The sequence below is a fragment of the Paenibacillus vortex V453 genome, from assembly GCF_000193415.1.
Classification (GTDB): domain Bacteria; phylum Bacillota; class Bacilli; order Paenibacillales; family Paenibacillaceae; genus Paenibacillus_AQ; species Paenibacillus_AQ glucanolyticus.
Window position 1 is genome coordinate 32,021 of sequence record NZ_ADHJ01000044.1, and the last position, 25,079, is coordinate 57,099.

Here is a 25,079-nt window from a genome sequence, read left to right on the forward strand (position 1 = left end):
ACCGTTATCCAGTCCCCTGCTTCCGGTTGGCTTTTTCAGAAAAATCTGTATTAACGTAATGACTCGCTAAGTGTCAAACTCACCGGACAATGGTCACTTCCCATCACATGGCAGTCAATCTCGGCATCCTTGAGCTTTTCGGACAAACGGGCAGACACCAGAAAATAGTCGATGCGCCAGCCGATATTCCGCTCTCTGACCTTAGCCATATACGACCACCAGCTGTATACATCTGTCCGGTCCGGATAGAAGAATCGAAAGGAATCGATGAAGCCCGCTGCCAACAGATCGGTCATTTTGCCGCGTTCTTCCAGCGTGAAGCCGGAGTTGCCGTGATTGGATTTGGCATTTTACAGGTCGATCTCCTGATGGGCCACATTCAAATCTCCGCATACGATGACGGGTTTGCGTTCATCAAGCTGAAGCAGATAACTGGCGGAACCGCTCTTCCCATTCCAATCGATAAGGAAGCCTGCTCAGGTCCCGCTTGGCATTCGGTGTATACACGTTCACCAGATAGAAGCCCTCAAACTCCAGCGTAATCACTCTCCCCTCCGGTTCGCTGTCCTCCTCCAAGCCATATCGTACAGACAAAGGGGCAATTCTCGTAAATACCGCTGTCCCCGAGTACCCTTTCTTCTCGGCATAGTTCCAATACTGCTGATATTCAGGCCCCAGATCCAGTTCAATCTGTCCGGCTTGCAGCTTCGTTTCTTGCACGCAAAATATATCGGCATCCGCCTGTTGAAAATAATCGTTAAAACCCTTTGTTACGCAGGCCCGCAGGCCGTTGACATTCCATGATACCAGCTTCATACTCATAAACCTCCATAATGATTCGTAAGCTACTAAATTCTATAATGGTAGCACGTGATAGGTTAACGGACAAGATTTCATGAATAAACCGCTGCCGAATCAGGAACAACATTAAATGACTAAAAGGAGGGATACACTTTGACAGGCAGAAACAGCAAACCGAAGAACGATGGTCCATCCAGCAATCCGGAGCGTCTGGATCAATATGGCGACAAGTTCGCTTCAGAGAACGAAGAGGAGTTTACATCGGCTGCAGAAGAGCATTGCAGGGACCAGGATTGACGGATGAACCTCTGCCGTTCCTTGGTCGGCATCAAAAAACACACACCTGCTTTTCCTAGGGTGTGTGTTTTTGAATATCTTTGGGCTCCTATTCTGTCACACCGAAATGATTACCATCCGGATCGATCAGCGCGAAACCTTGGAATCCATCGAATTGCTCGATTTCCCCGACATCTGCTCCCTTCTTCTTCAGCCGGTCATAAAATGCGTTGGATATCTGTCGTATGAATGTTGAAATACTGTCCCACTCCATAATTATTTTTGGGAAACTTAGGCTGCGTCACTTCATCGGACCGAACGAGACAAACATCACCTTCTCGTCGTTCAGTTTCATAACGATTGCTTCCGGTTCGTCTCGATGTGTAATCTCAAATCCTAGCTTATCGATATACCAGTCCGTAGATCGCTTCAAATTACTTACCGGAACAAAGATGCCTACACAAGAATCGTTTTTTCCATGTTTGTGTCCTCGGCTCCTTCCGTCATCGATAGAAATTCAGCGATTTCCCTCGCTCTGAAATCAAATACATCTGCAAGCAATATAACAACCATCGCTCAGTATCGGTGCAGCTTAGTTTGTAAATCGGATAGATCCAACTTATGTTCTGACATATTGGTTCCCACCTCGCTAACTAGTTCTATGGGAGCCGTTGTTTTCCTCTTTTACATTGTGCTACCCGGTTTGATTGCTAGGCCAAGCTGCCTCTAGTTGAATGCCGTTATTATCGATGAATATATAATTGCGGATGCTGCCCAGATTATAAATATCAGTCATAACAACACCGTGTAGACGGAGGTTATCCCGCAAAGCCAGTGCATTGTCCTCCGACGGCAGGGCGAACGCGATATGCTGGAGCGCCCCCGGTAAGAAACGGTATAAATCCTCAGATATCGGCTCCTTTGATAATCGCTTTAACGTCTCTACGCTTTGGAATATTTGCGCCTCCTTGTATTCGAAAAAGTGTACCCCCCACGTCTTCGTGTCTCCGGGCTTCACAAAACAATGTCTACCCCGGCCTTTAACGGCCGGAAATATTTCCCCTGCCTGCATGCCAAGCAAGTTCACATAAAAATCAAGCGTGGCCTCTAAATCACGAGTAACCAAAGCGATGTGATGGATCCCCTGCCATTGCAACTCTTCATACGCAATATTCTCAGACGGACGACTCATGGCATATCCAGCTCCTTTTTGTTGGATTTATAGACGAATCGATAACGGAACAACAACATTAAAATGAATATGACGAGCCACTGGCCAGCCAGCAATGCTTCAAAAGTTTGGCCTACCTTCCACTCTGATAGAACCGCTCCCGCCATTAGCAAGGTCAAGCCCGCCGCTGCATAGGATGTTGTTCGAGGAATGACCAGCAGAATGGCGCCCACAACCTCAAGCACTCCCACCGCGATCCTTGACCATGCCGGATAACCTAATTCATGAAACATCTCAACCATTCGCCCCGTCCCCATCAACTTCTGAATGCCGTTCTGAGCAAAAAACAAAGCGGTACCCCAAACGACAGTCCAGCCGATAACAATCAGCCATTTGTTCATTACGATTGCTCCTCTACAAGTAATTAGAATTCTAACTATTTTCTCAAAAAAAGAGCACCTTCCTCACTCTTTTTCAAACAGACCGACCATTTTCACAAGCAGCTTCTTCAAAGTCTCAAATTCTTCCTCCGTCATCCCTTCCCTGACATGGTAGTCTACATCTGCCGCCAGATGCTGGGTCTCCTCCGCTAACCGCAAGCCTTCATCCGTTAGAAATATCCGTTTATAGCGCCCATCCTCCGGATGATCTTTGCGGATAACCAGTCCTTTGGCGGCCAAACCGTTGATCAGGCTGGTCACACTAGGTCGTTCAATCATCAGAACCAGCTCCAGCTCGGAAGAGGTAATACCCGGAAAATGGCGGATTGCCCCAAGTGCGCTCCACTGCGTATGGGTAAGCCCTGTCGCTTTCAACTCTTTCTCCATTTCACGCCGAAGCGTAATATAACTGTTTTTGACCAAACGGCCGATCGGCCCTTGATCCCACTTCCATTCATGTTGCTGTGTTTCGAGCTTCATTACGGCATCGCCTCGATCTTATAGTTAGAATTCTAATTATTATATTACGCAATTTCCCCTTCCGATGTCAACTTGATGGCCCCTCCGAGATTTCGGTTGGGTTGGTCGTCTCCTGCTTCGGAGCGCCCTACTTTATCTATTTGCTGATCAAGGATGAAGTTGTACGGGTATAACAAAAGAACGGCCATTACCTCCCGGTATTACAGGAGGAAATCACCGTTCTTTTGTGTCATGCGCTAAAGCATGTACAAAGGCAGTACTGCGTTTAGTGAGCACTTACCAGGATTTTCACCTGGTTCTTCTCTTTGAGCAGGGCCTCAAAGCCCCGGTCAATCACCTCGTCCAGTTTGATCCGCTGGGTTACCAGCTTATCTGCCGGGAAGAAGCCTTTTTCCATCAGGCTAATGACAGCCGGGAATACGTCACGATAACCGATGATTCCGGTAATATTCCGCTCCTTCATCACGACATCATTCGGAACGATTGGCGCAGAGGTTTCGAATATGCTGACAATCATAATCTGTCCGCCGATCTTCGTGGAGTTGATCGCTTGGCTCAGTACAGGAGGGACACCCGTAACCTCGAATGCCACATCGACTCCACCACCGGTGCGGCGATGAAGCTCATCCACCACAGCGTGGGCTTTCGGATCCAACACAATGGCACCCAACTCCTCGGCTTTCTGTTTCCGCTCCGGGGACAGCTCCACCGCGTAGATTTCAGAAGCGCCTGCTGCCTTCAATGCTTCGATCACAAGCAGACCGATAGGCCCGGCTCCGAAGACCACAGCTCGATCCCCGGCTTTCAGCTGACTTTGGCGCACGGCATACAGCGCGACCGCCGCAGGTTCTACCAAGGCTCCCTGTTCATAAGAGACACCATCTGGAATTTTATGAACCATATGCTCATCGGCTGCCACATATTCGGAGAATCCGCCGCCACCGCCGGCAAGCCCAAGAAAGCCCATTTCTTCGCATAGATTATATTTCCCTTGTCGGCAAGCGTCGCATGTTCCGCATGAAAATACAGGCTCAACGACCACTCGGTCACCAGCCTTGAATTTCGTAACGCCTTCGCCAACCTCTACCACCTGGCCGGAAAATTCATGGCCCATAACGACGGGAGCCTGTTCTCCTGTAAGCGTATGAGGTGTATTCTCAGGTATAAATATAGGCCCGGCCACGTATTCATGGAGATCACTGCCACAAATGCCGCACCATTCAACCTTGATTTTCACTTTTCCATTCGTTGCTTGAGGCTCCGCTATCGTCTCCAAACGCAGATCCTTCACGCCATGCCAGCGCAATGCTTGCATTGTCTTCATCTCCTTATGAGTTCGAAAAAATAAGAATGAAATAGGAAACGTTTCCGAAATCAAATATGTCACAGTTTTGACATTCTGTCAAACCCCGCAGCCCCAAATGTATGAAAAGTCATGGACAACTTACGATTGTGCTTACTCTTTATTTTACAAGGCGATAAAGCTAACTGTTCCGATGAAACAATCTCGGTATTCTTCGTCTTACATGAGTACCATGATTTAAGTACATTCTTAATGTTATAATATAGATATGGCTCGATTTATTCTCCAAATTACATTCAGAACAGGAAACGTTTCCGATATAGAGAGGACTTTTTCGAATATGGTGAACCCCAAAAAAGTGACAATTGAAGATGTCGCTAAAAAAGCGGGCGTCGGTATTGCCACTGTGTCCAGAGCGATCAACAACAGCAAGGGAATCAGTCCCGCAACAAAAGCACGGATCCTGCAAGTGATCGAGGAAATCGGATTTAGTCCGGATACATCAGCTCAAAGCCTGAAGGTTCGCCAGACGAATCAAATTGCCTTGGCCGTGCCGGACATCCGGAATGCCATTATCCCGGAAATCGCCTGGTCGGTCGAACAGACCGCCAAGCAGCATGGATATCGTGTCGTTCAGATCAATACAGCTGGCAACGCCCGCAACGAGCTTGAAATTGTGAGGGATATCAAGAAGCTGCACGTGGATGGTCTGATTATTATGCCGCTGGCCTATCCCAAAACACTGGGCGAGCAAATCAATAAATCCAGCCTGCCCGTCTCCATCATTAATTACGGGAAGCAGTTAGGCGAGGAGTATAAGGCCGATATTGTCGGACTTGCCCGCCAGGAGGGCAGACTTGTCATGGAGCATCTGCTGAAAATCGGACGAACCCGAATCGCCTATGCCGGAGCCCCCAAAGATAAAATCGAAGAGCGGTATTGGGCATATGAGCAGTCGCTGAAGCAGGTCGATCCGTCCCTCGTTTATTTCGGGGAGGATTTCTCATTTGAAACGGGGGTTCGTGCAGCAGACTATTTTTATGGACTGAAGCATATGCCGGACGCCATCTATGCGGTTAACGACATGGTCGCCATCGGCATTGTCAATCGCTTTAAGGAGCTGCATGTACGGATTCCCGAAGATGTGGCGGTCGTAGGCATCGATAACAATGCTTGGACAACCGTTACCAATCCGCAGATCAGTTCGGTTTCCATCATGGGGGACGAAGTTGCGCGTCTGGCTACGGAACTGCTCCTCAAGCGCCTTCGCGAGCAAAAGTCCGGCCAATACGAGCGTGTGCAATTCGAACCGCGGCTCATCGTGAGGGAATCCAGCATTTCCGTCATTCGAAACGCGACAACCGACTAGGGTTGCCGGACAATAAACAAAGCCTGGATGCGAAGTTCCAGGCTCTTTTCTTGCGAATATTTACTTCGGAGTCACATTAAGAATCCACAATTTACTGCGCACTCGCCTTCTATACCTTGAAAAACTGCGGCAAATACAAACGGTTCCGCTCCAGCATTTCATTCAGCATCCATTCCGCTTCACTTACGGAATCGATAAGGGGATGACTGCTTAGCGCAAGCAGCGCCTTCTCCCTGCTTCCCGTCACTGCCGCTTCAATGGTCAGGCTTTCGTAGGTCTTCACCGCTTGAATCAGGCCGACGGCAGCAGCGGGCACTCGCTTAATCGGGACCGGAACGGCACCGCTCTTCGTGACAACACAGTTCACTTCAATGCTGGCATCCGCAGGCAAAAATTCCAGCGTATCGCCGTTCATAACGTTCAGCGTCTGAATTTCGCCGCTGTCCGTATGAATAGCCTTCATCAAATTGACAGCGGCCTCAGAGTAGTAAGCACCACCGCGCTGCTCCAGCTGCTTCGGCTTCTCCGCAAGCTCCGGACGCTTGTAAATCTCGAACAGCTCATCCTCAAGACGCTTGACCGTCTCGGCTCTTGTCTCACCTCTGGCCGCGGCAGCTTGCTGCTCCCCGAGCATCTCACGGTGGAGATAATAATATTTCAGATAATAGGACGGAATCGCGCCGATTGCCCGAATGAGTGTATCATTCCAGGCAAGCTGCGGTACATTGCTCGCTGAATAGCTTCCTCCTGCCTCCAACAGCTCCTCCAGCTTCGACTCTCCATCAATCTCGATCCGGCTGATCCAGTGCAGATGATTTAATCCGGCAAACTCACAGTAGATGCGTTCGGCAGGCACGTGATACAGTCCAGACAGCCATTTGTAAGCGGCGATCGGGGAATTGCATAATCCGATGGAGCGGATGCTCGAATGCTTCATGATTGCTTCCGTAACCATACCGGCCGGATTCGTAAAATTAAGCAGCCAAGCGTCTGGACACAATGCCTCCATGTCCCTGCATATATCCAGGAGCACCGGGATCGTACGCAGAGCCTTCATCATGCCGCCGGCTCCGGTCGTTTCCTGCCCGAGCATTCCGTATTTTAACGGGATTTTCTCATCCCAGCCTCTTGCCTCGAGCAGCCCTACACGCATCTGGGTCGACACGTAATGCGCATCCTTGAGCGCTTCCTTGCGATCCAGGGTTAAGGAAACGTTAATCGGCAGTCCGCTTCGCTCAACCATCCGCTGGGCCAGCCCGCCAACAATGGCGAGTTTATGATGACCCACCGGTATATCCACCAACACGATATCCGTCACCGGAAACGACTCGTAATGCTGAATGAAACCTTCGATCAGCTCAGGCGTATAGGACGAGCCTCCCCCAATAACAGCCACTTTCAATCCAGTGCCCATTCCATATTCCTCCCCTTTACAGCAAGTTCGTGATGCAATCGCTCATATACGGCGGCGTCCGGTACGACGCCGTTCTCATCCATTGCGAGCAGAACGGCACCCGCAGCGGGCTCAAGGGTCAATATGCGCAATCGGCTCTTCGGTGCGGCTGCACTCACCTGGGCCTCGATATACGGAACGACATAATCCCCTTCGCCGCGGGTCAGCACACTGCCTGCCAGCACAACGTCGAAGGCATCATGGCGCATGCCCAGCTTGTGAATAACTGCACTTGCGACCTTTCCCAGCTCCAGCCCTTGCCTCGCCAGTATCTTTCTGGCGGCTTCATCTGCCGGCGCCGCCTGAAACAACAGCTTTGCCAGCGTGTGCGGCGCCCTTCTGCCCTCGTCCAAAAAGCGGTGGAACATCTCCTCCACGCTGCCGAAGCTAAGTTCATCCAGCGTGAGCGAAGTCAATGAAGTCGGCTTCTCCCGGCCTTCCCATGAACGAACGACTGTGCGAAACACCTCGACGGCCAGATCACCGCCTCCGCCGAAATCGCCGAATGCATAACCGAATCCTCCAATCTGTATCTCCTCTCCCGCCGCATTCACACCATAACCGTTCGTCCCGCTTCCGCATATAAGAACGACCCCGTCCGTCTGTCTCGTGCCGGCTCTCATCGCAATGACGGTATCGCATACGATCTGATGTTTCTTGAAACCCATGCCACTGATCATAGGCCGCAGGATGCGGAAATCTGCCTCGCGGTCGGCTCCTGCCAGCCCGAAGGAGGCACAGGTAATGCTCTCTCTTTCCAGCTCCGCCTGTGCGAGTGCTTCATCCACGGCTTGTCTTATACTTCGCTCCGCGAGGGCGGCGCCAAGCTGATGATTGCCGCAGCCGCTGATGCCCCTCCCTGCAATTCGTCCCGTTTCGTCCGCCACGACAGCCAGGGTCTTGCTCCCTCCGCCATCGACTCCCAAGTAATAGTTCAAGTATGATCTCTCCTATGCTGCCAGGCTGAGGAAGCCGTCCCGCCAAGCCTCCCGGCCGTCAACCTGGGATCCTTCAAATCAGGCGGCTTCCTGCCATGACGTTTATTTCGATACTGCCATCTTCTCTTTGTTCTCTTGCCATTTCGCTGTTTTGTACTTCAACAGCTTGTCGTAACCCGCCTTCTGTGCATCCGCCTCTGCCTTGTCCAGAAGCGAGAGCACTTCCTGATCAGAGGACGTTGAGCTAATCGCTTTTGCTCTGGCCTGCTCATATATTTCGAACACACGCTGTGCAATGATGCCTTCCTCCGAATCGCCTGCAGGATCAAGGTTGACGTATTCCGTTGTATTCATCTGCGTCTTCCAGGTAATCTCGGATTGCCAATACGTCTCAAAGTTCCGTTTCTCCGGCGGCAGCGTGGACTCGAATTTCATCTTGGAGTTGTCCACGTACACCGTGTTGCCGCTCCATTGGAAGTTGACAGTGGCATTCATCAGCTCATCGCGGCCTTTCGCATCGCTGGTGAATTTATCGGTGAAGAGCGGCATATCCTCTTCATCCGTTCCATCCCAGTACAGCCCTTCAGGCCCCCACATGATCGTACGCTGGCCTTCCGGACCTGTGAACCAGTCCAGGAACGCGAAGATCGCCTCAGGATCTTTGGCCGCTTTCGTAATGACGCTGACATTCCAGCCGAGCTGCTTGTAATCGCCCGGGTAAATTTTATTGCGATCCAGTTCCGCTTTGTGTACAGGCCATACCATAATGTAACCTGCATCCGGGTCCTGCGCTTTCAGCAGATTATTGCCCTTGGAGCCGAACTCCGTCGGGCTGGATGCCACATAAACCGCCACTTTGCCGTTCAGAATCTTCTGCTCAACCTGCTCCAGCTTCTGTGTGAAGGCGTCCTGTGTGACCAGCTTCTCACGGTACAGACGGCCCATATACTGCAGCAGCTCCCGATAGACCGGGTCCGTGAACAAGGATACGAGTTGATCCCCTTGCGGTACGGCAATCATGCTGTTGAACGTATAAGGACGATTCTCTGCGAATGCGGAAACCATGATGTCCACACCCGCGGCCGCTTGACCGACCTCCAGCGGCACAACATCCGGATATTTTGCCTTCACTTGCTTCAGATAAGCATACAGATCATCCGGCGTTTCCAGGCTTGGCGAGCCCAGCTCCTCGTAAATCTTCTTATTGACGAGATAACCGGCGTTGCCGTTGGGCTGCGTTGTATACCAGTTCGGGAACTGATACAGCTTCCCGTCCGGAGAACGAAGCAATTCGAGGGTGGACTCTCCGGCCCATTTTTTTAAGTTTGGATATTTATCCAAATAATCATCGAACGGCACCAGCATTCCCTCGGAACGCAGCTTCTCGACCTCCGCTCCCGGTTCCATCCAGATGACATCCGGCAATTCCCCGGACACAATCATGGTGCTGAGTTTGTTCTTGGCAACACCACCGGAGCTGACAGGCACGACGTTGACCTTTTTATTCTCCTGGATCCACTTCGTCGGCAAGATCTGCACCCCAATCCGGCATCGTATACCAGTCATAATGGCCGTAGAATGAGAACTCGAGCGGCTTCTCCCCCAGCACAAAGGCATCCCCCGTGCTTGGTGTTTCATTGTTTTGCGAGCTTGGGCTATCACTCTTCGGGCTTGCGGTATTGCCACCTGAACCCGAGCATCCCATTAGAGCCATGACGATGACAAGTGTGACTGACAAGGCAGACAGAAGCTTCTTTTCCCCTTTTTTCATTCCCAGTGCTCCCTTCACGATTCATCTATGGTCAAAGCTGTCGCTTTAAACCCTCCTGTTGGCTGGCTTGAACTACTCCTTCAAAGAACCGATCAATACGCCCTTAACAAAATACTTCTGAACGAACGGGTATACGCAGAGGATCGGAACGGTTGCCACCATCATGGTAGCCATGGACAACGACTTGGTGGTCACGGCCTTCATTGCACTCATTCGGCCTTGCGCAGCAGCGTCCATATTCTGCATCTGCTCCATCATGATATTGGCATTGAGTATCTGCTGGAGCTTCGTCTGGATTGGCAGCAGATCCGCATTGGATATATAAATGCTGGGAGCGAACCAGTCATTCCAGTGGTATACAGCCGTAAACAGCGACAGCGTTGCAATGACCGGACCTGAGAGCGGCAGCACAATTCGGAAGAATACCCCCCAGTTCGATGAACCGTCGATATGAGCCGACTCCTCGAGTCCGGGCGGGATGCCCTTAAAGAACGTCCGGAAGATGATCATATTCCATACGCTGATGATGCCGGGTATGACCATAACCCAGAACGAGTTCATCAGACCCAGCTCCCGAATGAGCAGGTAGTTCGGAATGAGACCGCCGCTGAAATACATAGTCACGATGCACGTTACCATATAGAAGCTGCGTCCCATTAATTCACGCTTCGAAATGCCGTAGGCAAATATGGCGGTTGCCACAATGGAGAGCAGGGTGCCCGTTACCGTGCGAAACACCGAGATGATGAACCCGTCAATCAGCCGCTCATCCTTAAACACCACACGATAATTCTCAAGCGTGAATTCGCGCGGCCAGAATGTAATCCCGCCCTGCATCGTATCGGTCCCCGAGTTAAACGAGATGACGGCGGCGTTCCAGAATGGATACAGCGCAATAAATGCAAGCAAAGCCAGCGAGCCGTAGACGATGCCAACGAACAACCGATCTCCGTTCGACAGCCTCATATGAATCTCTCCCCCTTCTTCCCTACCATAGGCTGTTCCCCGATCGGCGGGCCCAGTAATTGGCCCCGGCCAGTAACACTACGCTGATGATGGCCTTGAACAGGCCTGCCGCGGTCGCGTAGGAGAATCGGCTGTTCTGAATACCAATCCGGTACACATACGTATCCAGCACATCGCTGACATCCCGCAATACCGGATTGCCCGCCAGCAGCAAGATATCCTCAAAGCCTGCATTCAGGAAATTGCCAATGGCCAGAATCGAGAACACAACGATGATCGGCATAATGGACGGAATCGTAATGGAGAAGATCTGCTTCAATCGGCTCGCACCGTCAATCGAGGCTGCCTCATACAGTTGGGGATTGATGCCCGCGATAGCCGCTAAATACACGATGGATGAGAAACCGATCTCCTTCCACACGTTGGTCACGGTTAAGATGCTCCAGAAATATTTCGGCTCCGACAGAAAGTTAATCGGGTCGTCGATCAGATTCAGACTCTGCAGCAGGATGTTCAGGCTGCCGTTATCCGTAGACAGGATAGAGATCGCAAAGCCCGATACGATGACCCACGACAGGAAGTGAGGCAGATAGCTGATGGTCTGGACGATTCTTTTGAAGGACCGTCTCCCGACTTCGTTCAGCATCAGCGCGAGCAGAATCGGCGCCGGAAACCCGATGCACAGCTTGAGCACACTAATAACGAGGGTATTCCGCATAATGGTCCAAAACTCCGGCGCTCCGAAAAACATGTCAAAATGCTTGAAGCCCACCCAGGGACTATTCAAAAATCCCTTGAACAAACTGTAATCCTGAAATGCCATGAGCACGCCATACATCGGAATATAACTGAAGACAAGAATGAACATCATAGCCGGAAGCACCATGAGCTGAATATCCCATTGCTTCAGGAAGCGGTGCAGGCGGCCCTTCTTCCTGTGCGGCTCTGCCTTGCGATGGATCTCGGCTTGCGGCATGGGCATCTCCCCCTTTTAACTTTGTGTTAGATTTATTGACATAACTCTGAGATGCTTGCCACTTCATTGTATCGCCTGCACCAGGCTCATTTCTCTGCTAAAACGAGTAAAAACCAGCACTATATCACTGGTTTTTAGGAATTTTGCTTTTGTGAAGCCTTCGGCGTCATGCCGATGTGCTTTTTGAACAGCCGATTAAAATTGGTCAGCGTGCGGAAGCCGCATTCCAGGGCAACATCCATTACTTTCATATGACCTGCCTCCAGCATCATGACGGCTTGCTCCAGCCGAATATGGATGAGGTACAGCAGCGGCGGCATGCCAACCGCGCGTTTGAATATTTCGCTGAACCTGGAAGGGCTGAGGTAGACGAGTGATGCCAGCTCCTCCAGTGTCCAGGGATGCGCGAAATTTTGTTCCATGACCATGATGACCTGGCGCATCTTCTCAAGCTGGCGCTCGCTGATGCTGGGCTCGCCTCCGTTGTCCCCCACCTGCCGGCATTCCCGGTTTACGGTAGCCAGAAACTGCAGCAGAAGCGCGTAAACAACCGTAGCATAGGAACGCTGCTCCCTCTCATGCTCCTCCTGGAGCTGAAACAGAAGTGCATGCAACTTGTCCATGGCCGGATGGTCGCGGTGGATCAGATTCGTGTAATGCTTGCCCATCTCGCGGAACGGACTGAACAGCTCCGGGTCGAACCGGAGGTTATGGATAAACCAGGTCGAATCGAACGTAATGACCGTGATGACAAGATCCTGGGTCTCATAGGCGCAGTGAAGGTCATTGGAGTTGATAAGCAGCACGTCGCCCTGCTGAAACTCAAATTTCTGCCCGTTGATGATGTAGTAGCCCGTCCCGGCTTTAATATAATTAATCTCCAGAACATTATGCCAATGAAGCTTCTGATAGGGGCTCGTCACGCCAATCGTATCGACGACAAAAATCGGATAATTCTTAGCTAATTTTACTTTTTCTTTTGGAATCGCTTCTTCCCGCATGATAGACGGCATCCTAAACCCCTCCGCAATCGTTTATTTATGTAAGCGCTGCACACATACATTGTTTGTCAAAGACTCTATCATCCACATTCCATAGTTGTAAATAAAAAAAGCTGTCCCGAATGTCATTCCTGACATGGAACAGCTTATTGACACCAAAAACTTCCGAGTTAGCTTTCATCGTCCCCCATCTGCGGAACGTTAGTTTGCCGGGGTGAATTTAATCCAATCGTAGTAAGCGCGTACCGGAGTGCCCGGGTAATTGAATTTCCCCGTCCATATTTCAGCTGGCCCCGCACCTGACCATAAGTTGACCATAATATGGCCCGGGCTTGTCGGCAGCGCACCGCGCGAGCCGTTCTCCGTGTGTACCAATTGGCCGTCTACATACCACTTAATGGACGTTGGCGACCATTCGAACGCATAGTTATGAAAATCGAGGGAGGCATCAAATCCCAGGTTGATAATGGTGCTATGCTGACCTACGCCATTCGTAAAATAATTGGTTTCCATCTTCGTGGTGTCTTTCCCCAGGATTTCAATGTCGATTTCGTCGTTGGACGTGCCGGTCCCTGGTCCGGAATACGTGAAGAGGCTCGTGACGAGTCCCGTTCCCTTGGCTGCTTTCAGCCGCGCTTCGACCCGGCCATAGCCATACTTGACGTTTGTTGCGTACTCGGCGGAAGCATAATTTTTCCCTGAGCAGCTGGCAGGACAGCCTGCCTTGTCGAGTCGCAGAGCCATAATGCCATTCGAGAATTCCTGGTTAGCCGCTTTCCAGCCGACACCGAAATCCGGGCCATTTCCCCATCCATCGGAGGTATAGAACAGGTTAGGGTTCGTTCCATTCAGCGGTTCGTTAAAAGCCACATCTGCAGCCGACGCTTGAATAGGTAACAGCAATCCGCATAACAGGGTACCTGCCGTAAGCACGGCCGTCATGTTCCTTCTGAAATTCATTAGCATGTTCATGAACAACACCTCTTCCTTGGAATGTAATGAATAGAATACAAGTACGATGCTTCTATGCTTCCGGGAATCTTGAAGGAAAACAGGCCCCCTTTCGTTAAAATAGTTGATATGGGTGTAACTTATTGGTTGTTCATCTTCATCCTACATGTAAATATTTAGTAAATCCTAGCCATTTCAATGATAATACTGCACTATTTAACGGTTATCCTCAGTCAGACATGCGAAAAAAGGCTGCCACAGGTCGCTTGATCCCCCCTGTCACAGCCTTATACAGCCACCTCAAGAAGCATATCTAGGTTGGCACCAGAACATATTGCTGCCGATAAGCCGTTGGTGACGTGTGATGGTATTTAGCGAACGCTCTCGAGAACGTATGCAGATTGGAGTATCCCAGCGAAAAAGCCGCCTCGGTGACGGATACATCCGTTTCTGTCAGCAGCGCCGCCGCCCGCTCCATCCGCAGCTTCATTAGATAATGACTTGGACTGATGCCGTGTACCCGGATGAATTCACAATAGAGATGCGTTCGGTGTACGCCCGCATGCTCGACAACATCCGTAACCGTAATGCCCTCCATGTAATGGGAATCCATATAATGCAGACTCTGCTCAAGCCAGTTCGATCTGGTCCCCTTTTTGGCCGGGGCGCCAGACAGCAGTTCAAACAGAAGATACACCCATTTCTGGCGTGCAAACTCGCTGCCAAGCGTATCGTCATCCACACATTCGTAGATTTGATTCAACACCCCCGGCAGCTCTGCCTTCATCGCGTTGCGAATAAAGGGCTTATGCGGATGCAGACCAATTCGGTTCAAAGCGCTGACCGCAAACTCTCCGTTGAGTGTGACCGAATGTGTACGGAGCGGAAATTCCGGATGATGATTCGATTCCCAGTAGCTGTACCTGATATGAGGGAACAAACAAAAGGCGTCCCCTTCTGACAAGGTAACCTCCTCCTCCCCATAGACCAGTGAGACCTTTCCATTTAGAACAAAATGCAGCGAATAGTTCTCCGATACCTTGGGACCAACATAATAATGGGATTTGGCAATGCTCCGACCCGTGCGGAGGATCCATATTCCGCTCTTTCTCTCCATATCTGAAGGAATGCAGTACTTCATGTCGACATACTCAAAGGCCATTTCCTTCACCTGATATCCCTCCCGTCACAAAAAATGTTTCCTATGATGCGGAGCCCTGGCAAGACTCCATGGCCTTCATCTATGGAAAAACAACAAAGAGGCACAGCGCCACCTGCCGTGCCTCCAGTGATCTGGTCGACAAACCTCGGTTTATGATCCCGAGTACCTGATCCAAAACGGCAGCCGAGGCCCTTTCATCGATCCGTCGGCCGAACGCCATGGTCCCGAGACTAACCTCCGACACTTTCACTCCCGTTCTGCCAAACGTCCTGTACTGCATAGTTACAGCCTCCTTGTATTGTCTGGTATACAAAAACAACCGGAGACACACCTTGGATCATGATGATCCAAGGATGCATCTCCGGTTGTCCGGTAGATGAAGAATTCCTTAATTATATTATTTCCGATATGTTAAGTAGGATTATAGCATCGTCTATTTTTGTCGTCAATTATTTTTCATGTTGGATTCTCGGCCAGATCAATCTGGGATGTCTCCTTACCGTCCGCTCCAAAGACAATTCCCGCAAACACCAGCGCTGCTGGAGAAGCGGTACAACACGCTCCATGAACGGCTAAGGTCCGCCTCAAACGCAAAGGAGCCATAATGTTGAATCCATCATAAGCTCCTCTGCCCCTCAACTCACTCATCCGATCTCTTTACAATGCTTCCTGCTGCTCGACCAGCTTCTCTACGTAATCGCTGACATACTCTGCATCCTGCAGACGAGATTGCACCTCCGTCTTCCACGTCTTAGCATCCCTTAATGAAGCAAGACTTTCCGTGCTGCCATACCATGTCTCTACTTTATCCCTGGAAATGCTGAAGACTTGGTCCTCGAATGCGAAAATCAGCTTCTCCAGATTATCAATCATCACAAAATTTGCAGTGGAGTTATACAGGAGAAACTCCGTTCAGCTTCTCCTCCTTCAGAGCTCCAGCAACTGCTTGAAAACGCAGCTCTGCCGTCTGTTCCTCCGGGTACAGCTGGAAGGTGCGCCCGATCTCGCGCAACGGAAGCGAAGCATTCAGATTTATGAAATTCCCTGCATTCCCCATATAGGGACTGGCAAAACTTAATGAATTACGAATATCATGCGTCATCGGATCATTCTGTTCTGCTTCGTACTGGATGGCCTGGGCATGCGCCCGAGGCTTGATATATCCTTCCAGCGCAATCATGCCCCCTATGCCAATAAGCAGCAATACAATGATCAGCATATTCTTTCTACTCATTGCTCATTCACCTCATGTTTAATCGTCAGCTTACAGGCTTTATGGATCAGCAGTGGAATGAAAATCGACGTTAATGGAATCGCATATTGCAGAACAGTAACGTAAAAAGAATACGGGCCGTCTATCCGCAATTCCCTTCCAAACCATACATCACTTCCGAATTGCATCGCAAAGGAATAAGCCGAAACCACGATGACAAAAATCCCCCACAGTCCCCACGCTGCCTTGCTCCATTTGAACAGCTTGCCTGCGTTAATGACCGCCGTCTGCTTCTCATATACTTTCAAATTTCGTGACATGGAGAGATAAACCACCCCACTCAGCACAACAAGACAAAGCAGTAATCCATTCACCGCTATACCACTCGGCAGAATACGGGCAGGGATGCTTGCAATCCAGGCCAGCAAGGAATAAATCAAGGCGCTCTGAACCAAATCGTAACGGTAGCGGTAGCTGTATATCTTCTGATTATCGTCAATTAAGAACTCAATATCCTCAATGTTGTCAATAGCCAGGCTGATAGCTGATTGATAATTCATACCATTCTCCATGTAATCTGTCACCCGTGCCTCTAAATTGCTGAGAACCTCATTCTTCAGCTCTACAACCTCTTTGGTTCTACGTTGATTCGCAAATAGGCGGTCGACAAAGATCTCAAGATCATGCCGGTTTGTCATTGCTGTCTCAGCTCCCTTCCGTTACCGATCAGAACATCGATTACTTCCCGTGCAGCCTTCCACTCTTCCTGATTTTGTGTTAAACGCTCCTGTCCATCCTGACTAAGATTGTAATATTTACGCCTTCCCCCCTGGGTTTCTTCCCCCCAATAGGAACGTATCAAGCCCTGCTTCTCCAGCCTTCTCAGACTGGAATACAAGGTGGGTTCCTTGAGCTCAAACCGGTTCCCGCTTCGCAATAAGATTTCCTTGATGATCTGATAGCCGTAATTATCTCCGTCCAACAACACGCACAGAATAAATGTATCAATATTTCCTCGTATCAAATCACTGTTATGTAATGACTCCATCAAGCTCCTGAACCTCCCACTGGCGGAATAGGTATAGTATAACGCATATTACTATGCGTGTCAAAGTAATATTCCACACATGTATATAGACGGAATGAATGCTCTACAGATTGACGATTTACAAGCACCTGCTATATAATTCATGAAAGTTCTTCCTATTATAAATAGAATCCATTCCATGCTATATATGATATCGAAACACTTCTTTATCGTATCAGTATCTGCAGGAGGAGACGGTTGTGCTTCTTAAATACATTCGACGACTGAAATACTATATACTCCGAACCCTCCGCATGCAAAATAGCGATCATCGGATTGCCCTCGGCTTTGCCGTTGGCTTCTTTCCTTGCTGGTATCCAACTTTTGGCATTGATCTGCTGCTGGCCCCGCTGCTCGCTCGTCTGATACGGGGTAATATCCCCTCGGCCTTCCTTGCAGCCACGGCCGGGTCCGTTCTATGGCCCATCCTGTTCTATTTAAACTACAGAGTCGGGGTCTTGGTGCATCTGTTCACCACATTTCCCAAAACATTTGAAATTGAAGATGCCCTTACGGTTCCGGTACCTGAAACGGATTATATTATCGAGACCGATCATTTTGGCAGATTAGGGCATATGGGTGTTAACTTCCTTGTAGGTGCCCTCATCAACAGCGTCCTGTCTACGTTGATCCTCTATATTCTGCTGCGCATCATGCTCTCGGTTTACCGCAAACCCCTGCTTCAGAAAATCAAGCAATCCATCCGAAAAGGTAAATCCAAAATTATAAGATGAACCCTTCATGTATAAGCGCCCGGAACTCCACTCCGGCGCTTTTTTATATAGAAATCCCCTTGTTTGTGCCTTGACCAAATCCAGCCCCCTTGACAAATTCTCTGGAAATTTCGGTATAAGTTGCTAAGAGTACGGCATTCTAAAGAGGATGAGCCTTCACTACTTACCAGCAAGGGAGGAAAGAACGGATGAAATCGAAAGTACAGGACGAACTCCTTCTTAACGTCAAGAACCGTCTTGAGAATTGCGAAGATGTCATCTATCAATCCTTACGCATCCATGGATCGACATGCACCATCATCTATATTGAATCGATTGTGGACATCAGCACCTTGCACGAACATATTGTTAAACCCCTTATCAAGGAAGCCGCGCAGGTACAGCATAATTTCGATAACTTCATTGACTGTATGGATCGCGGAGATACACTTTCGGTTCCGTTTGAGCGCTCAGCCTCGGCCGAGTACATTGCCAACATGATTGTAGAAGGCAGAGCCGTACTGATTGTCGAGAGGCTGACCGAGAGCTATTTGTTTGATATTGTTTTGTATCAGAAACGAGCGGTTTCGGAATCGCAGAACGAACTGGTGGTGAATGGCCCGCAGGAAGCTTTTATTGAAGATATCGGCACGAACTTATCGCTGCTGCGGCACAAAATCAAGCATACCGATTTAAAAACCATCCGTTATCAAATCGGCGATTACTCAAAGACAGCCGTATATATGGTATACGTGGACGGTTTATGCAAACCCCAAATCGTATCCCAGGTAGATCGTCAGTTGAAAAGCATATCCATTGACGGGACTTTCGGGATCAGCACCTTGTCGGAGCAGATGAAAGAAGGCGTAAAATCCCCCTTCCCGCAGTTTCAATATACGGAACGACCGGATTCCGTAGCTGCCTCCCTGCTTGAAGGAAGAGTTGGCATCATGCAGGACGGGACACCCTCGGCACTCATCGTGCCCGTGACGCTGTTTTCGCTGCTGCAGTCGTCTGAGGACTACTACCACAGCTTCTTCTCTTCCAGCTGGATACGGATTATCCGGTTCATGTTCGCCGTTATATCATTGCTAATGCCCTCTCTGTATGTCGCGATCACGACGTTTCAGCCATCCATCATACCAACCGATCTGCTGATTACCATTGCGGCATCCCGTGAGAATATCCCGTTCTCCGCGCTGGCCGAAGCGCTGATCATGGAACTGACGTTTGAAGCGCTGCGAGAAGCCGGAACACGGATTCCCAAGCCTGTTGGACAGACCATATCCATTATCGGCGCCATCGTCATTGGACAAGCTGCGGTTGAAGCAGGTATCGTATCCAATCCGATGGTCATCGTGGTATCGATAACGGGCATCGCTTCTTATATTATCCCGCACTTCGAGCTTGGGCTAGCATTTCGCTTGCTGCGCTTTCCGATACTGATTCTTGGGGGAACCCTCGGCCTCATCGGTGTATTTGCCGCCGCCTTTCTCGTGTATGGACACATGGCTTCGCTGAAGTCGTTTAACACGCCGTATCTGCAGCCAGTGGCGCCACTCGTAATATCCGAATGGAAGGATACCTTCTTGCGGGCACCATCCATGCTGATGAAGAACAGGCCAAAGGCCTATGCATCATCCAACAATTTAAGGAGACGAAAGTGAGCATGCCTCTACTCAAATTGTTCAAAATTCTGCTTCCCCTCATTCTGCTGACAGGCTGCGGCTTCAGCCTGTCCAAGGTTGAAATCAATGAACAAACCTTCGTATTTGCCATGTACATCAATGAGGGCAAGCAAAAGGGAACCGTTGAGGTGACCATCAGCGCCCCCCTGCCGAACCGTCTCACATCCGGTCGACAAGCGGGAGGACATGGCGGTGGAGATCCTTATGCCATGGTAACCAAAACGTCCACCACCGTGCAGGATACCCTGCATCTTATTCAACGGGATCTCTCCCGCCGGTTTGACTTCAGTCACACCAAAGTGGTTGTCGTTGGCAAAAGTTATGCCGAGGCGGGACTTGAGGATCTGATGGACTGGCTTCAGCGGGAACCAACAACAAACCTGCGTACATACTTAATGGTTGCACCCGGCGATGCTAAAAAAGTCGCGGAGCTGACACCGGTGTTTGAGCAAATGCCTTCCGAAGTGCTCATCCGGTTTGCTACTCAACATAACATGATCAATACAACCTTGAAGGATTGCCTGTATGCTGAATCCGCTAACCAGGGATATGCCTTGACCTATTTGGCAGCGCAAAAAAAACCGATGGTGGCCGACCAGGAAAAGCTGGAGCCCTGGACCGGGATTCAAGGCACAGCCATTTTTCATAACCACAAGCTTCTCACCACACTCCCCATGCAGGAGTCCTTGGCTGTCAGTTGGGCCGTAAACGAAGTGAAAGGGCCGCTGTATACCGTTTCCTGGGATGAAGGAGCCGGAAGAGCCAGCGTATTTCTCATCTCGACAAACTCCAAGAAATCCGTCCGCATGGTCTCTGGTCATCCGGTATTCACGATTAAGCTGCTGGGAATCGGAGATGTCATCTACAAGCGGAACCAGAAGCAGTTGGACACGTTGGAAGCCAAACGAATTATCGAGCGAGAGCTCAATGACATGGTCAAAAGCGAATTGCAAAAAGCGCTCAGGACTTCGCAAAGGGTGGGCTCCGATATTCTGCAGTTAGGCATGCTGGTAGACTGGAACTATCCTGACCATTGGGAAAAGGTTCGCTCCGAATGGGCGAATTACTACAAGAACGAGGTTGAGATCCAGGTCGTCACGGACATTCGGGTCCGCAACTTCGGTACAACGCTCAAAATGAAACCGAAATAAGGAGGCACGTCCGAATGCTGGCACTCTTATTCTTAGCTTATGCCCTAGTTGAATGGTTCATTGCGAAGAATAAAGTAAAAGCCCCCCGTGAAAAATGGACGATGCTTGTTCTTATTGCGGCCTTTACGACCTGGAACGTAATCGCCCTCTATTTTCACGAATGGCTAACCCCAAACCATCTGATCATCTGGTTATTTGGCTGGCTTGATAAGTTATAAGAAAAAACGGAAAGGATGTAAGAATCCTCATGCGTAATACTCCCTGGCAGCTGTTCCGATTCGGATTTGTTTATCTCAACGCCATACCCACTGGCTTTCTGATCAGTCCCATACTGTGGAATTCAGCCTATTTAGGTTGGGCTTCCATACTGGGGGGCTATGCCTTGAGTTTGATTCTGCTGTGGTTTACCGTAAAGGTCGGGCTCTGGGATCCGCATAAGCCATGGCTCGACTTCGGCAGCCAGCTGGTTAGCAAGTGGATTCACTTTCCGATTGTTTTCCTGGTAATGTTCTGGGCCATTAATTATATCGGGATGGATATAGAAGGTTTCACGTTATTCTTTGACACCAATTACATGCGTGAAACCCCGCAATGGTTTGTCCTCCTTATCGTGGGCCTGGTCGTAACCATATCCGCACGCTGGGGCCTGGAAACCATGATCTATATATCCGATGGGTTGTTTATCGTGATTGTGATTGCCATTGTGTTTATGAATATGTTTTTCTTCAAGGAAGCTCATTTCGATATGGCCATTGCGATGGTCAGACATCACAATTACGGATCAACGATTAAGGATGCCCTGTTCTGCCTCTCCTTTTTTGCGGAATGGATCGTATTCCTCTTTCTCGCGCCCTACCTCAAGTTTGATCGAAGATCGTTTCGAAACCTGGCGGCAGCCGGGCTGCTGGTAACCATCGGCATGCTGCTCCAATGGGCATCCACGCTGTTGAATTTCGGCCCTTATCTGGGCCGTGAGCTTCAGTATCCGCTCGTTGAATTAATGCGGGCAGCCAGTGGATTCCTCGGAAATTCGGATCCGCTGATGATCGGTCTGTGGAGCAGCTCTATGTTCCTGCACAGCGCTTTTTTAATCCATATCAGTGCAAGATGTCTTGCCAAGCTGTTTCAATTAAACCATATGGACGGTCCCTTGATTGCCATCATCGGGGGAACCGCTATCGTAATCGCATATCAGTATTCGCAGAATCCGATCCGATTTATGGGGGATTTCAATTCCTTCGGGATGGCGGTGTTCTTTATTTTGATGGAGTTCATCCCCATTTTCTACTGGATAGCCTCCCTGTTTCGCAGACGTGGACATAAACATAAGGCTAGACAGAAGCCCAGACAGAAACAAAAGCCTGCTTAAAACTACTGCTCGACAATCCGTAGTCCCTGCTTGGCAATGAAACATAAAAGAGAGCGGCAATCATGCCGCTCTCTCCTTCCTTAATATGACCTGTCAAGGCCCCAGTCTCTCTATATACGAGTTATCAACATACTTTTCATATTGAATCGGCTGTTTCAGGAATCCGCTTGCCTCCAAAATCTCGACCGAAGCCTGCTGGGTTGCAATAGCATCCCGCGTGATCGGTGTAAGCTCCGCATTTTGGTTGCTGAATACCTCCTTCAGGATTTCGACCGGTATCTTCTTCTCATCGGCAAACATCTGGGCCATTTCATCCAAATGCTCATTCTGCCAGACAATCGCCTCCTTATACACCCGAAGGAACTCCGTCACAAGCTCCGGGTGCTCCTTCGCAAAACCGGTACGTGCAATCAGCGCGACCGGCGCGAGAATTCCCTGTTCGGGACCCGCCACAATAGCAGCTGTTTTTTGCCGTGTCAGCTGAGTCGTAAACGGATCAATAGCAACCCATGCATCTACTTTCCCCGTAGTGAAAGCGGGCAGTGCGTCGGTAAACTGTAAATTGACAATCTCCAGATCCTGCTCGGATAATCCATACTTGGCTAATACCTTCAGAAGATACACATGGGAGGTCGTCCCTTTGGCTAGGGCAATTCTTCTGCCCTTCAGATCCTCCACACGCTGCACCGGCGAATTCGCTGGCACCAGTATGGCATTCAGTCTCGCTCCATTACTGATCAATCCAATATTAACAAAAGGAAGGCCTGCGGATTGGCCTTGCAGAGCTGCTCCGTCACCAAGAAGTGAAATATCCACTCGATCGGCTGCCAGTGACTCCAGCAGCGGCGGACCGCTCTGGAATTCGCTCCATTTCACGGTTGCGTGATGAGCCTTGAAGCTCTCTTCAAGCCAGCCCTTCTCCTTGATGACCGTAAATAAATTGGTTCCCCCATTAATCGCCAGCTGGACAACGATCGGTTCCTTGTCCCCCTCCCCCGCCTCCGAGGCTTTGCTGCTGCACCCTGTTGCAAATATCAGCAGTGTCAGCATGAATAAGAGGACTATCATGAACTTAAAGTATGATGACTTCATCAGGACCATGGCTGCTTCTCTCCTTGTTTATATCCAGCTGGACGTTTGCTTTTAAGATGTTAGGCGTTTTCAGATAGGTCTTGCTCTGCCGGCCGTCCACGCTGTACGGCACTTCTCCGGCAAGCGTAACGCGGCGAACGATGCGGTGCTGTTCACCATAGTCATTAACAGCGATATGCTGGGTCGAGCGATTATCCCAGATGGCTACATCCCCTGCTGCCCAGTGCCAACGCACCGTATTTTCCAGGCTGGTGATGTGGCCTTGAAACAGCTCATATAATCGGGACGATTCCGCTGCGGATACTCCAAGCAATCGCTTGACAAAACTCCCTAGTAGAAGCGATTTCTCCCCGGTCTCCGGGTGAACGCGAACGATGGGGTGCTCGGTCTCATAGACGGTGGATGCAAATGTGCGCTGATACTCCTTCACGCTGTCCTCCGAGGCTTCCGGACGTCTTGCGGCATAATCATACAGATTCGTGTGAACCGCCCACAGCTTCTCTGCCAGCTCCTTCAGCTCTTTCGGCAGACTGTCATAGGCAGCTGCGGTATTGGACCATACGGTATCTCCACCGGAAGAAGGCACTACGACTGAACGAAGTACAGAAATGCTGGGATATGCATCGATAAATGTAATATCCGTGTGCCATGCATTGGCGCGTCCGCCATGATGCGAATCGATCTCCAAGATATAACGGCTTCCCTCTTTGGTCTTCACCGTAGGATGTGCGAAGGGCTCACCGAGCAGATCCGCGAAGACTTCTTGTCCCTCATCATCCAGATGCTGTTGATTTCGGAAGAACAGCACCTTGTGTTTAAGAAGGGCCGCTCGAATAGACTGGACCGCAGCCTGATCCAGATCTCCACCCAGTGTGATCCCCTTCACTTCGGCTCCAACGCGGCCGCCAATCGGCCGTACCTCTAATGTATCTGTTTCTTGTTTAACCCCAATACTCATAGACTCTGCACTCCTTATTTATAGTTTTCATTCCATGAAACACGATTTTAATAAGGCCGGTCGCCGATAATCGATACCCGCTCAGCCACCCTGCGGTTCGGATAATAGTCATTTACAGCATAGTGCTGAGTCGAACGGTTGTCCCAGAACGCGTATGAGCATCCACTCCATTCATCAAATTTTATAATTCTCATGTGAATAGTAGGTATTTAGGGAATAAAAAAAGATCCAACGGTTTAGCTGATTTGCTAAATCCGTTGAATCTCCGGAGGCCCAGTCGATTCCCGAATACCCTTTATTCGTATGAACTACTGAATTTCACGTCTTGTTGTTGTGTATTTGATAATATATTCCCATCCAATACATGTCAACCATTTTCTGAGAAGATCTGTTTTCAGCTTTATTATCAAAGTTTCCAACAAAAAACCAAATTTTGTGAAAGCGCTTCCTACAAAAGGTTCTTTTATTGTAAGCAATTGGCATATTATATAGTACAGTAGACCAGCTGGCAAGGGTGGCATCTAGGAGGTGATAGGCATGGGCGTGAATGAGGCATTGGCTTTGATGATTTCGTTCGCCACTCTGGTCGTTTCGATCCTTGCTTTCCATAATAAGAAATAGACCCGTCCCTTGTACAGATGAATCTATTTCTTACGTCTGGTTGGAGCAAGCAATCATCCGCCCTGCATGCAACAGTCCGCTGTATCAGGAGTCGGCGGCAACCGGCTCCTTTTGTGATACACAAAATAT

The 25,079-nt window shown here is 49.7% G+C and carries 28 protein-coding genes and 4 pseudogenes; 8 read left to right on the forward strand and 24 right to left on the reverse strand.

What is annotated here, in order from left to right; translation table 11 throughout:
• Window positions 1–50 precede the first annotated feature (50 nt).
• Window positions 51–816 (reverse strand): annotated as a pseudogene (locus PVOR_RS23970) (exodeoxyribonuclease III).
• A 138-nt stretch (window positions 817–954) separates the two neighbouring features.
• On the opposite strand from PVOR_RS23970, the gene PVOR_RS31130 reads away from it, so the two are divergent.
• Complete coding sequence (locus PVOR_RS31130) at window positions 955–1,098, forward strand: hypothetical protein (protein WP_006212120.1); 144 nt, start codon at window positions 955–957, stop codon at window positions 1,096–1,098.
• A gap of 88 nt (window positions 1,099–1,186) precedes the next feature.
• On the opposite strand, the gene PVOR_RS32345 is transcribed toward PVOR_RS31130, so the two are convergent.
• The 6 genes from PVOR_RS32345 to PVOR_RS23995 all read right to left on the reverse strand — a co-directional run bounded on the left by PVOR_RS32345 (window position 1,187) and on the right by PVOR_RS23995 (window position 4,483).
• Window positions 1,187–1,351 carry a VOC family protein gene (locus tag PVOR_RS32345; RefSeq protein WP_006212122.1) on the reverse strand — a complete coding sequence of 55 codons (165 nt, stop codon included), beginning with the start codon at window positions 1,349–1,351 and terminating at the stop codon, window positions 1,187–1,189.
• 27 nt (window positions 1,352–1,378) lie between these two features.
• Entirely contained in the window at window positions 1,379–1,594 is a 216-nt protein-coding gene (locus PVOR_RS32890) for a VOC family protein (protein WP_327196586.1), read from the reverse strand.
• A 177-nt stretch (window positions 1,595–1,771) separates the two neighbouring features.
• Window positions 1,772–2,269 (reverse strand): VOC family protein, encoded by a 498-nt coding sequence (locus tag PVOR_RS23980; protein WP_006212124.1) that lies wholly within the window; start codon window positions 2,267–2,269, stop codon window positions 1,772–1,774.
• The gene (locus tag PVOR_RS23985) at window positions 2,266–2,649 is read right to left on the reverse strand and encodes a DoxX family protein (protein ID WP_006212125.1); all 384 of its coding nucleotides are present in this window, start codon (window positions 2,647–2,649) and stop codon (window positions 2,266–2,268) included. Before PVOR_RS23985 ends, PVOR_RS23980 begins: the two co-directional genes overlap by 4 nt.
• A gap of 63 nt (window positions 2,650–2,712) precedes the next feature.
• A complete protein-coding gene (locus tag PVOR_RS23990) occupies window positions 2,713–3,168 on the reverse strand; it encodes a MarR family winged helix-turn-helix transcriptional regulator (protein ID WP_006212126.1) in 456 nt (151 codons plus the stop codon).
• A gap of 265 nt (window positions 3,169–3,433) precedes the next feature.
• Window positions 3,434–4,483, reverse strand: coding sequence for a 2,3-butanediol dehydrogenase (locus tag PVOR_RS23995; RefSeq protein WP_006212128.1), 1,050 nt, complete (start codon window positions 4,481–4,483; stop codon window positions 3,434–3,436).
• 328 nt (window positions 4,484–4,811) lie between these two features.
• Here PVOR_RS23995 and PVOR_RS24000 point away from each other — a divergent pair, with 328 nt between their 5' ends.
• Window positions 4,812–5,840 (forward strand): LacI family DNA-binding transcriptional regulator, encoded by a 1,029-nt coding sequence (locus PVOR_RS24000; protein WP_006212129.1) that lies wholly within the window; start codon window positions 4,812–4,814, stop codon window positions 5,838–5,840.
• A 109-nt stretch (window positions 5,841–5,949) separates the two neighbouring features.
• Here the strand turns inward: PVOR_RS24000 and PVOR_RS24005 are convergent, their stop codons facing one another.
• The 14 genes and pseudogenes from PVOR_RS24005 to PVOR_RS24065 all read right to left on the reverse strand — a co-directional run bounded on the left by PVOR_RS24005 (window position 5,950) and on the right by PVOR_RS24065 (window position 17,322).
• Window positions 5,950–7,254, reverse strand: coding sequence for a 6-phospho-beta-glucosidase (locus PVOR_RS24005; protein ID WP_006212131.1), 1,305 nt, complete (start codon window positions 7,252–7,254; stop codon window positions 5,950–5,952).
• Complete coding sequence (locus tag PVOR_RS24010) at window positions 7,239–8,231, reverse strand: N-acetylglucosamine kinase (RefSeq protein WP_006212132.1); 993 nt, start codon at window positions 8,229–8,231, stop codon at window positions 7,239–7,241. Before PVOR_RS24010 ends, PVOR_RS24005 begins: the two co-directional genes overlap by 16 nt.
• Before the next feature lie 102 nt (window positions 8,232–8,333).
• Window positions 8,334–10,002 (reverse strand): annotated as a pseudogene (locus PVOR_RS24015) (extracellular solute-binding protein).
• Between the two features lie 72 nt (window positions 10,003–10,074).
• The gene (locus tag PVOR_RS24020) at window positions 10,075–10,968 is read right to left on the reverse strand and encodes a carbohydrate ABC transporter permease (RefSeq protein WP_006212133.1); all 894 of its coding nucleotides are present in this window, start codon (window positions 10,966–10,968) and stop codon (window positions 10,075–10,077) included.
• Between the two features lie 22 nt (window positions 10,969–10,990).
• Window positions 10,991–11,944: an ABC transporter permease gene (locus tag PVOR_RS24025; RefSeq protein ID WP_006212134.1), complete on the reverse strand. Its 954-nt coding sequence runs from the start codon at window positions 11,942–11,944 to the stop codon at window positions 10,991–10,993.
• A 134-nt stretch (window positions 11,945–12,078) separates the two neighbouring features.
• Window positions 12,079–12,957, reverse strand: coding sequence for an AraC family transcriptional regulator (locus PVOR_RS24030; protein ID WP_006212135.1), 879 nt, complete (start codon window positions 12,955–12,957; stop codon window positions 12,079–12,081).
• A 189-nt stretch (window positions 12,958–13,146) separates the two neighbouring features.
• The gene (gene bglS, locus PVOR_RS24035; RefSeq protein ID WP_006212136.1) at window positions 13,147–13,917 is read right to left on the reverse strand and encodes a beta-glucanase; all 771 of its coding nucleotides are present in this window, start codon (window positions 13,915–13,917) and stop codon (window positions 13,147–13,149) included.
• A gap of 292 nt (window positions 13,918–14,209) precedes the next feature.
• Window positions 14,210–15,058 (reverse strand): helix-turn-helix transcriptional regulator, encoded by an 849-nt coding sequence (locus PVOR_RS24040; protein WP_234973088.1) that lies wholly within the window; start codon window positions 15,056–15,058, stop codon window positions 14,210–14,212.
• Window positions 15,059–15,218: 160 nt separating this feature from the next.
• Window positions 15,219–15,338, reverse strand: a pseudogene (locus PVOR_RS30225) (aldo/keto reductase); the annotation flags it as partial.
• 176 nt (window positions 15,339–15,514) lie between these two features.
• On the reverse strand, window positions 15,515–15,706 hold the full coding sequence (locus PVOR_RS24050; protein WP_006212139.1) for a hypothetical protein: 192 nt from the start codon (window positions 15,704–15,706) through the stop codon (window positions 15,515–15,517).
• A 9-nt stretch (window positions 15,707–15,715) separates the two neighbouring features.
• Window positions 15,716–15,934, reverse strand: coding sequence for a hypothetical protein (locus PVOR_RS32350; protein WP_234973083.1), 219 nt, complete (start codon window positions 15,932–15,934; stop codon window positions 15,716–15,718).
• A gap of 16 nt (window positions 15,935–15,950) precedes the next feature.
• Window positions 15,951–16,292 carry a hypothetical protein gene (locus tag PVOR_RS32355; RefSeq protein ID WP_006212141.1) on the reverse strand — a complete coding sequence of 114 codons (342 nt, stop codon included), beginning with the start codon at window positions 16,290–16,292 and terminating at the stop codon, window positions 15,951–15,953.
• Window positions 16,289–16,969, reverse strand: coding sequence for a permease prefix domain 1-containing protein (locus tag PVOR_RS24060; protein WP_006212142.1), 681 nt, complete (start codon window positions 16,967–16,969; stop codon window positions 16,289–16,291). The genes PVOR_RS32355 and PVOR_RS24060 overlap by 4 nt, the downstream gene beginning before the upstream one ends.
• Window positions 16,966–17,322 carry a PadR family transcriptional regulator gene (locus tag PVOR_RS24065; RefSeq protein WP_040680952.1) on the reverse strand — a complete coding sequence of 119 codons (357 nt, stop codon included), beginning with the start codon at window positions 17,320–17,322 and terminating at the stop codon, window positions 16,966–16,968. The genes PVOR_RS24060 and PVOR_RS24065 overlap by 4 nt, the downstream gene beginning before the upstream one ends.
• Before the next feature lie 236 nt (window positions 17,323–17,558).
• On the opposite strand from PVOR_RS24065, the gene PVOR_RS24070 reads away from it, so the two are divergent.
• The 5 genes from PVOR_RS24070 to PVOR_RS24090 all read left to right on the forward strand — a co-directional run bounded on the left by PVOR_RS24070 (window position 17,559) and on the right by PVOR_RS24090 (window position 22,279).
• On the forward strand, window positions 17,559–18,092 hold the full coding sequence (locus PVOR_RS24070) for a DUF2062 domain-containing protein (protein ID WP_006212144.1): 534 nt from the start codon (window positions 17,559–17,561) through the stop codon (window positions 18,090–18,092).
• 188 nt (window positions 18,093–18,280) lie between these two features.
• Window positions 18,281–19,738, forward strand: coding sequence for a spore germination protein (locus PVOR_RS24075; RefSeq protein ID WP_006212145.1), 1,458 nt, complete (start codon window positions 18,281–18,283; stop codon window positions 19,736–19,738).
• A gap of 2 nt (window positions 19,739–19,740) precedes the next feature.
• Window positions 19,741–20,910, forward strand: a complete 1,170-nt coding sequence (locus PVOR_RS24080; RefSeq protein ID WP_006212146.1) for a Ger(x)C family spore germination protein — start codon at window positions 19,741–19,743, stop codon at window positions 20,908–20,910.
• A gap of 14 nt (window positions 20,911–20,924) precedes the next feature.
• The gene (locus PVOR_RS24085) at window positions 20,925–21,128 is read left to right on the forward strand and encodes a hypothetical protein (RefSeq protein WP_006212147.1); all 204 of its coding nucleotides are present in this window, start codon (window positions 20,925–20,927) and stop codon (window positions 21,126–21,128) included.
• A gap of 29 nt (window positions 21,129–21,157) precedes the next feature.
• Window positions 21,158–22,279 carry a GerAB/ArcD/ProY family transporter gene (locus PVOR_RS24090; RefSeq protein ID WP_006212148.1) on the forward strand — a complete coding sequence of 374 codons (1,122 nt, stop codon included), beginning with the start codon at window positions 21,158–21,160 and terminating at the stop codon, window positions 22,277–22,279.
• A 93-nt stretch (window positions 22,280–22,372) separates the two neighbouring features.
• Here PVOR_RS24090 and PVOR_RS24095 read toward each other — a convergent pair whose 3' ends face one another.
• The 3 genes and pseudogenes from PVOR_RS24095 to PVOR_RS30230 form a co-directional block, all read right to left on the reverse strand.
• Window positions 22,373–23,347 (reverse strand): NrtA/SsuA/CpmA family ABC transporter substrate-binding protein, encoded by a 975-nt coding sequence (locus PVOR_RS24095; protein ID WP_234973084.1) that lies wholly within the window; start codon window positions 23,345–23,347, stop codon window positions 22,373–22,375.
• Window positions 23,348–23,351: 4 nt separating this feature from the next.
• On the reverse strand, window positions 23,352–24,329 hold the full coding sequence (locus tag PVOR_RS24100; protein WP_006212150.1) for a TauD/TfdA dioxygenase family protein: 978 nt from the start codon (window positions 24,327–24,329) through the stop codon (window positions 23,352–23,354).
• 47 nt (window positions 24,330–24,376) lie between these two features.
• A pseudogene (locus PVOR_RS30230) lies at window positions 24,377–24,499 on the reverse strand (taurine dioxygenase); the annotation flags it as partial.
• A gap of 367 nt (window positions 24,500–24,866) precedes the next feature.
• On the opposite strand from PVOR_RS30230, the gene PVOR_RS33105 reads away from it, so the two are divergent.
• A complete protein-coding gene (locus PVOR_RS33105; protein ID WP_223260591.1) occupies window positions 24,867–24,950 on the forward strand; it encodes a putative holin-like toxin in 84 nt (27 codons plus the stop codon).
• Window positions 24,951–25,079 lie beyond the last annotated feature (129 nt).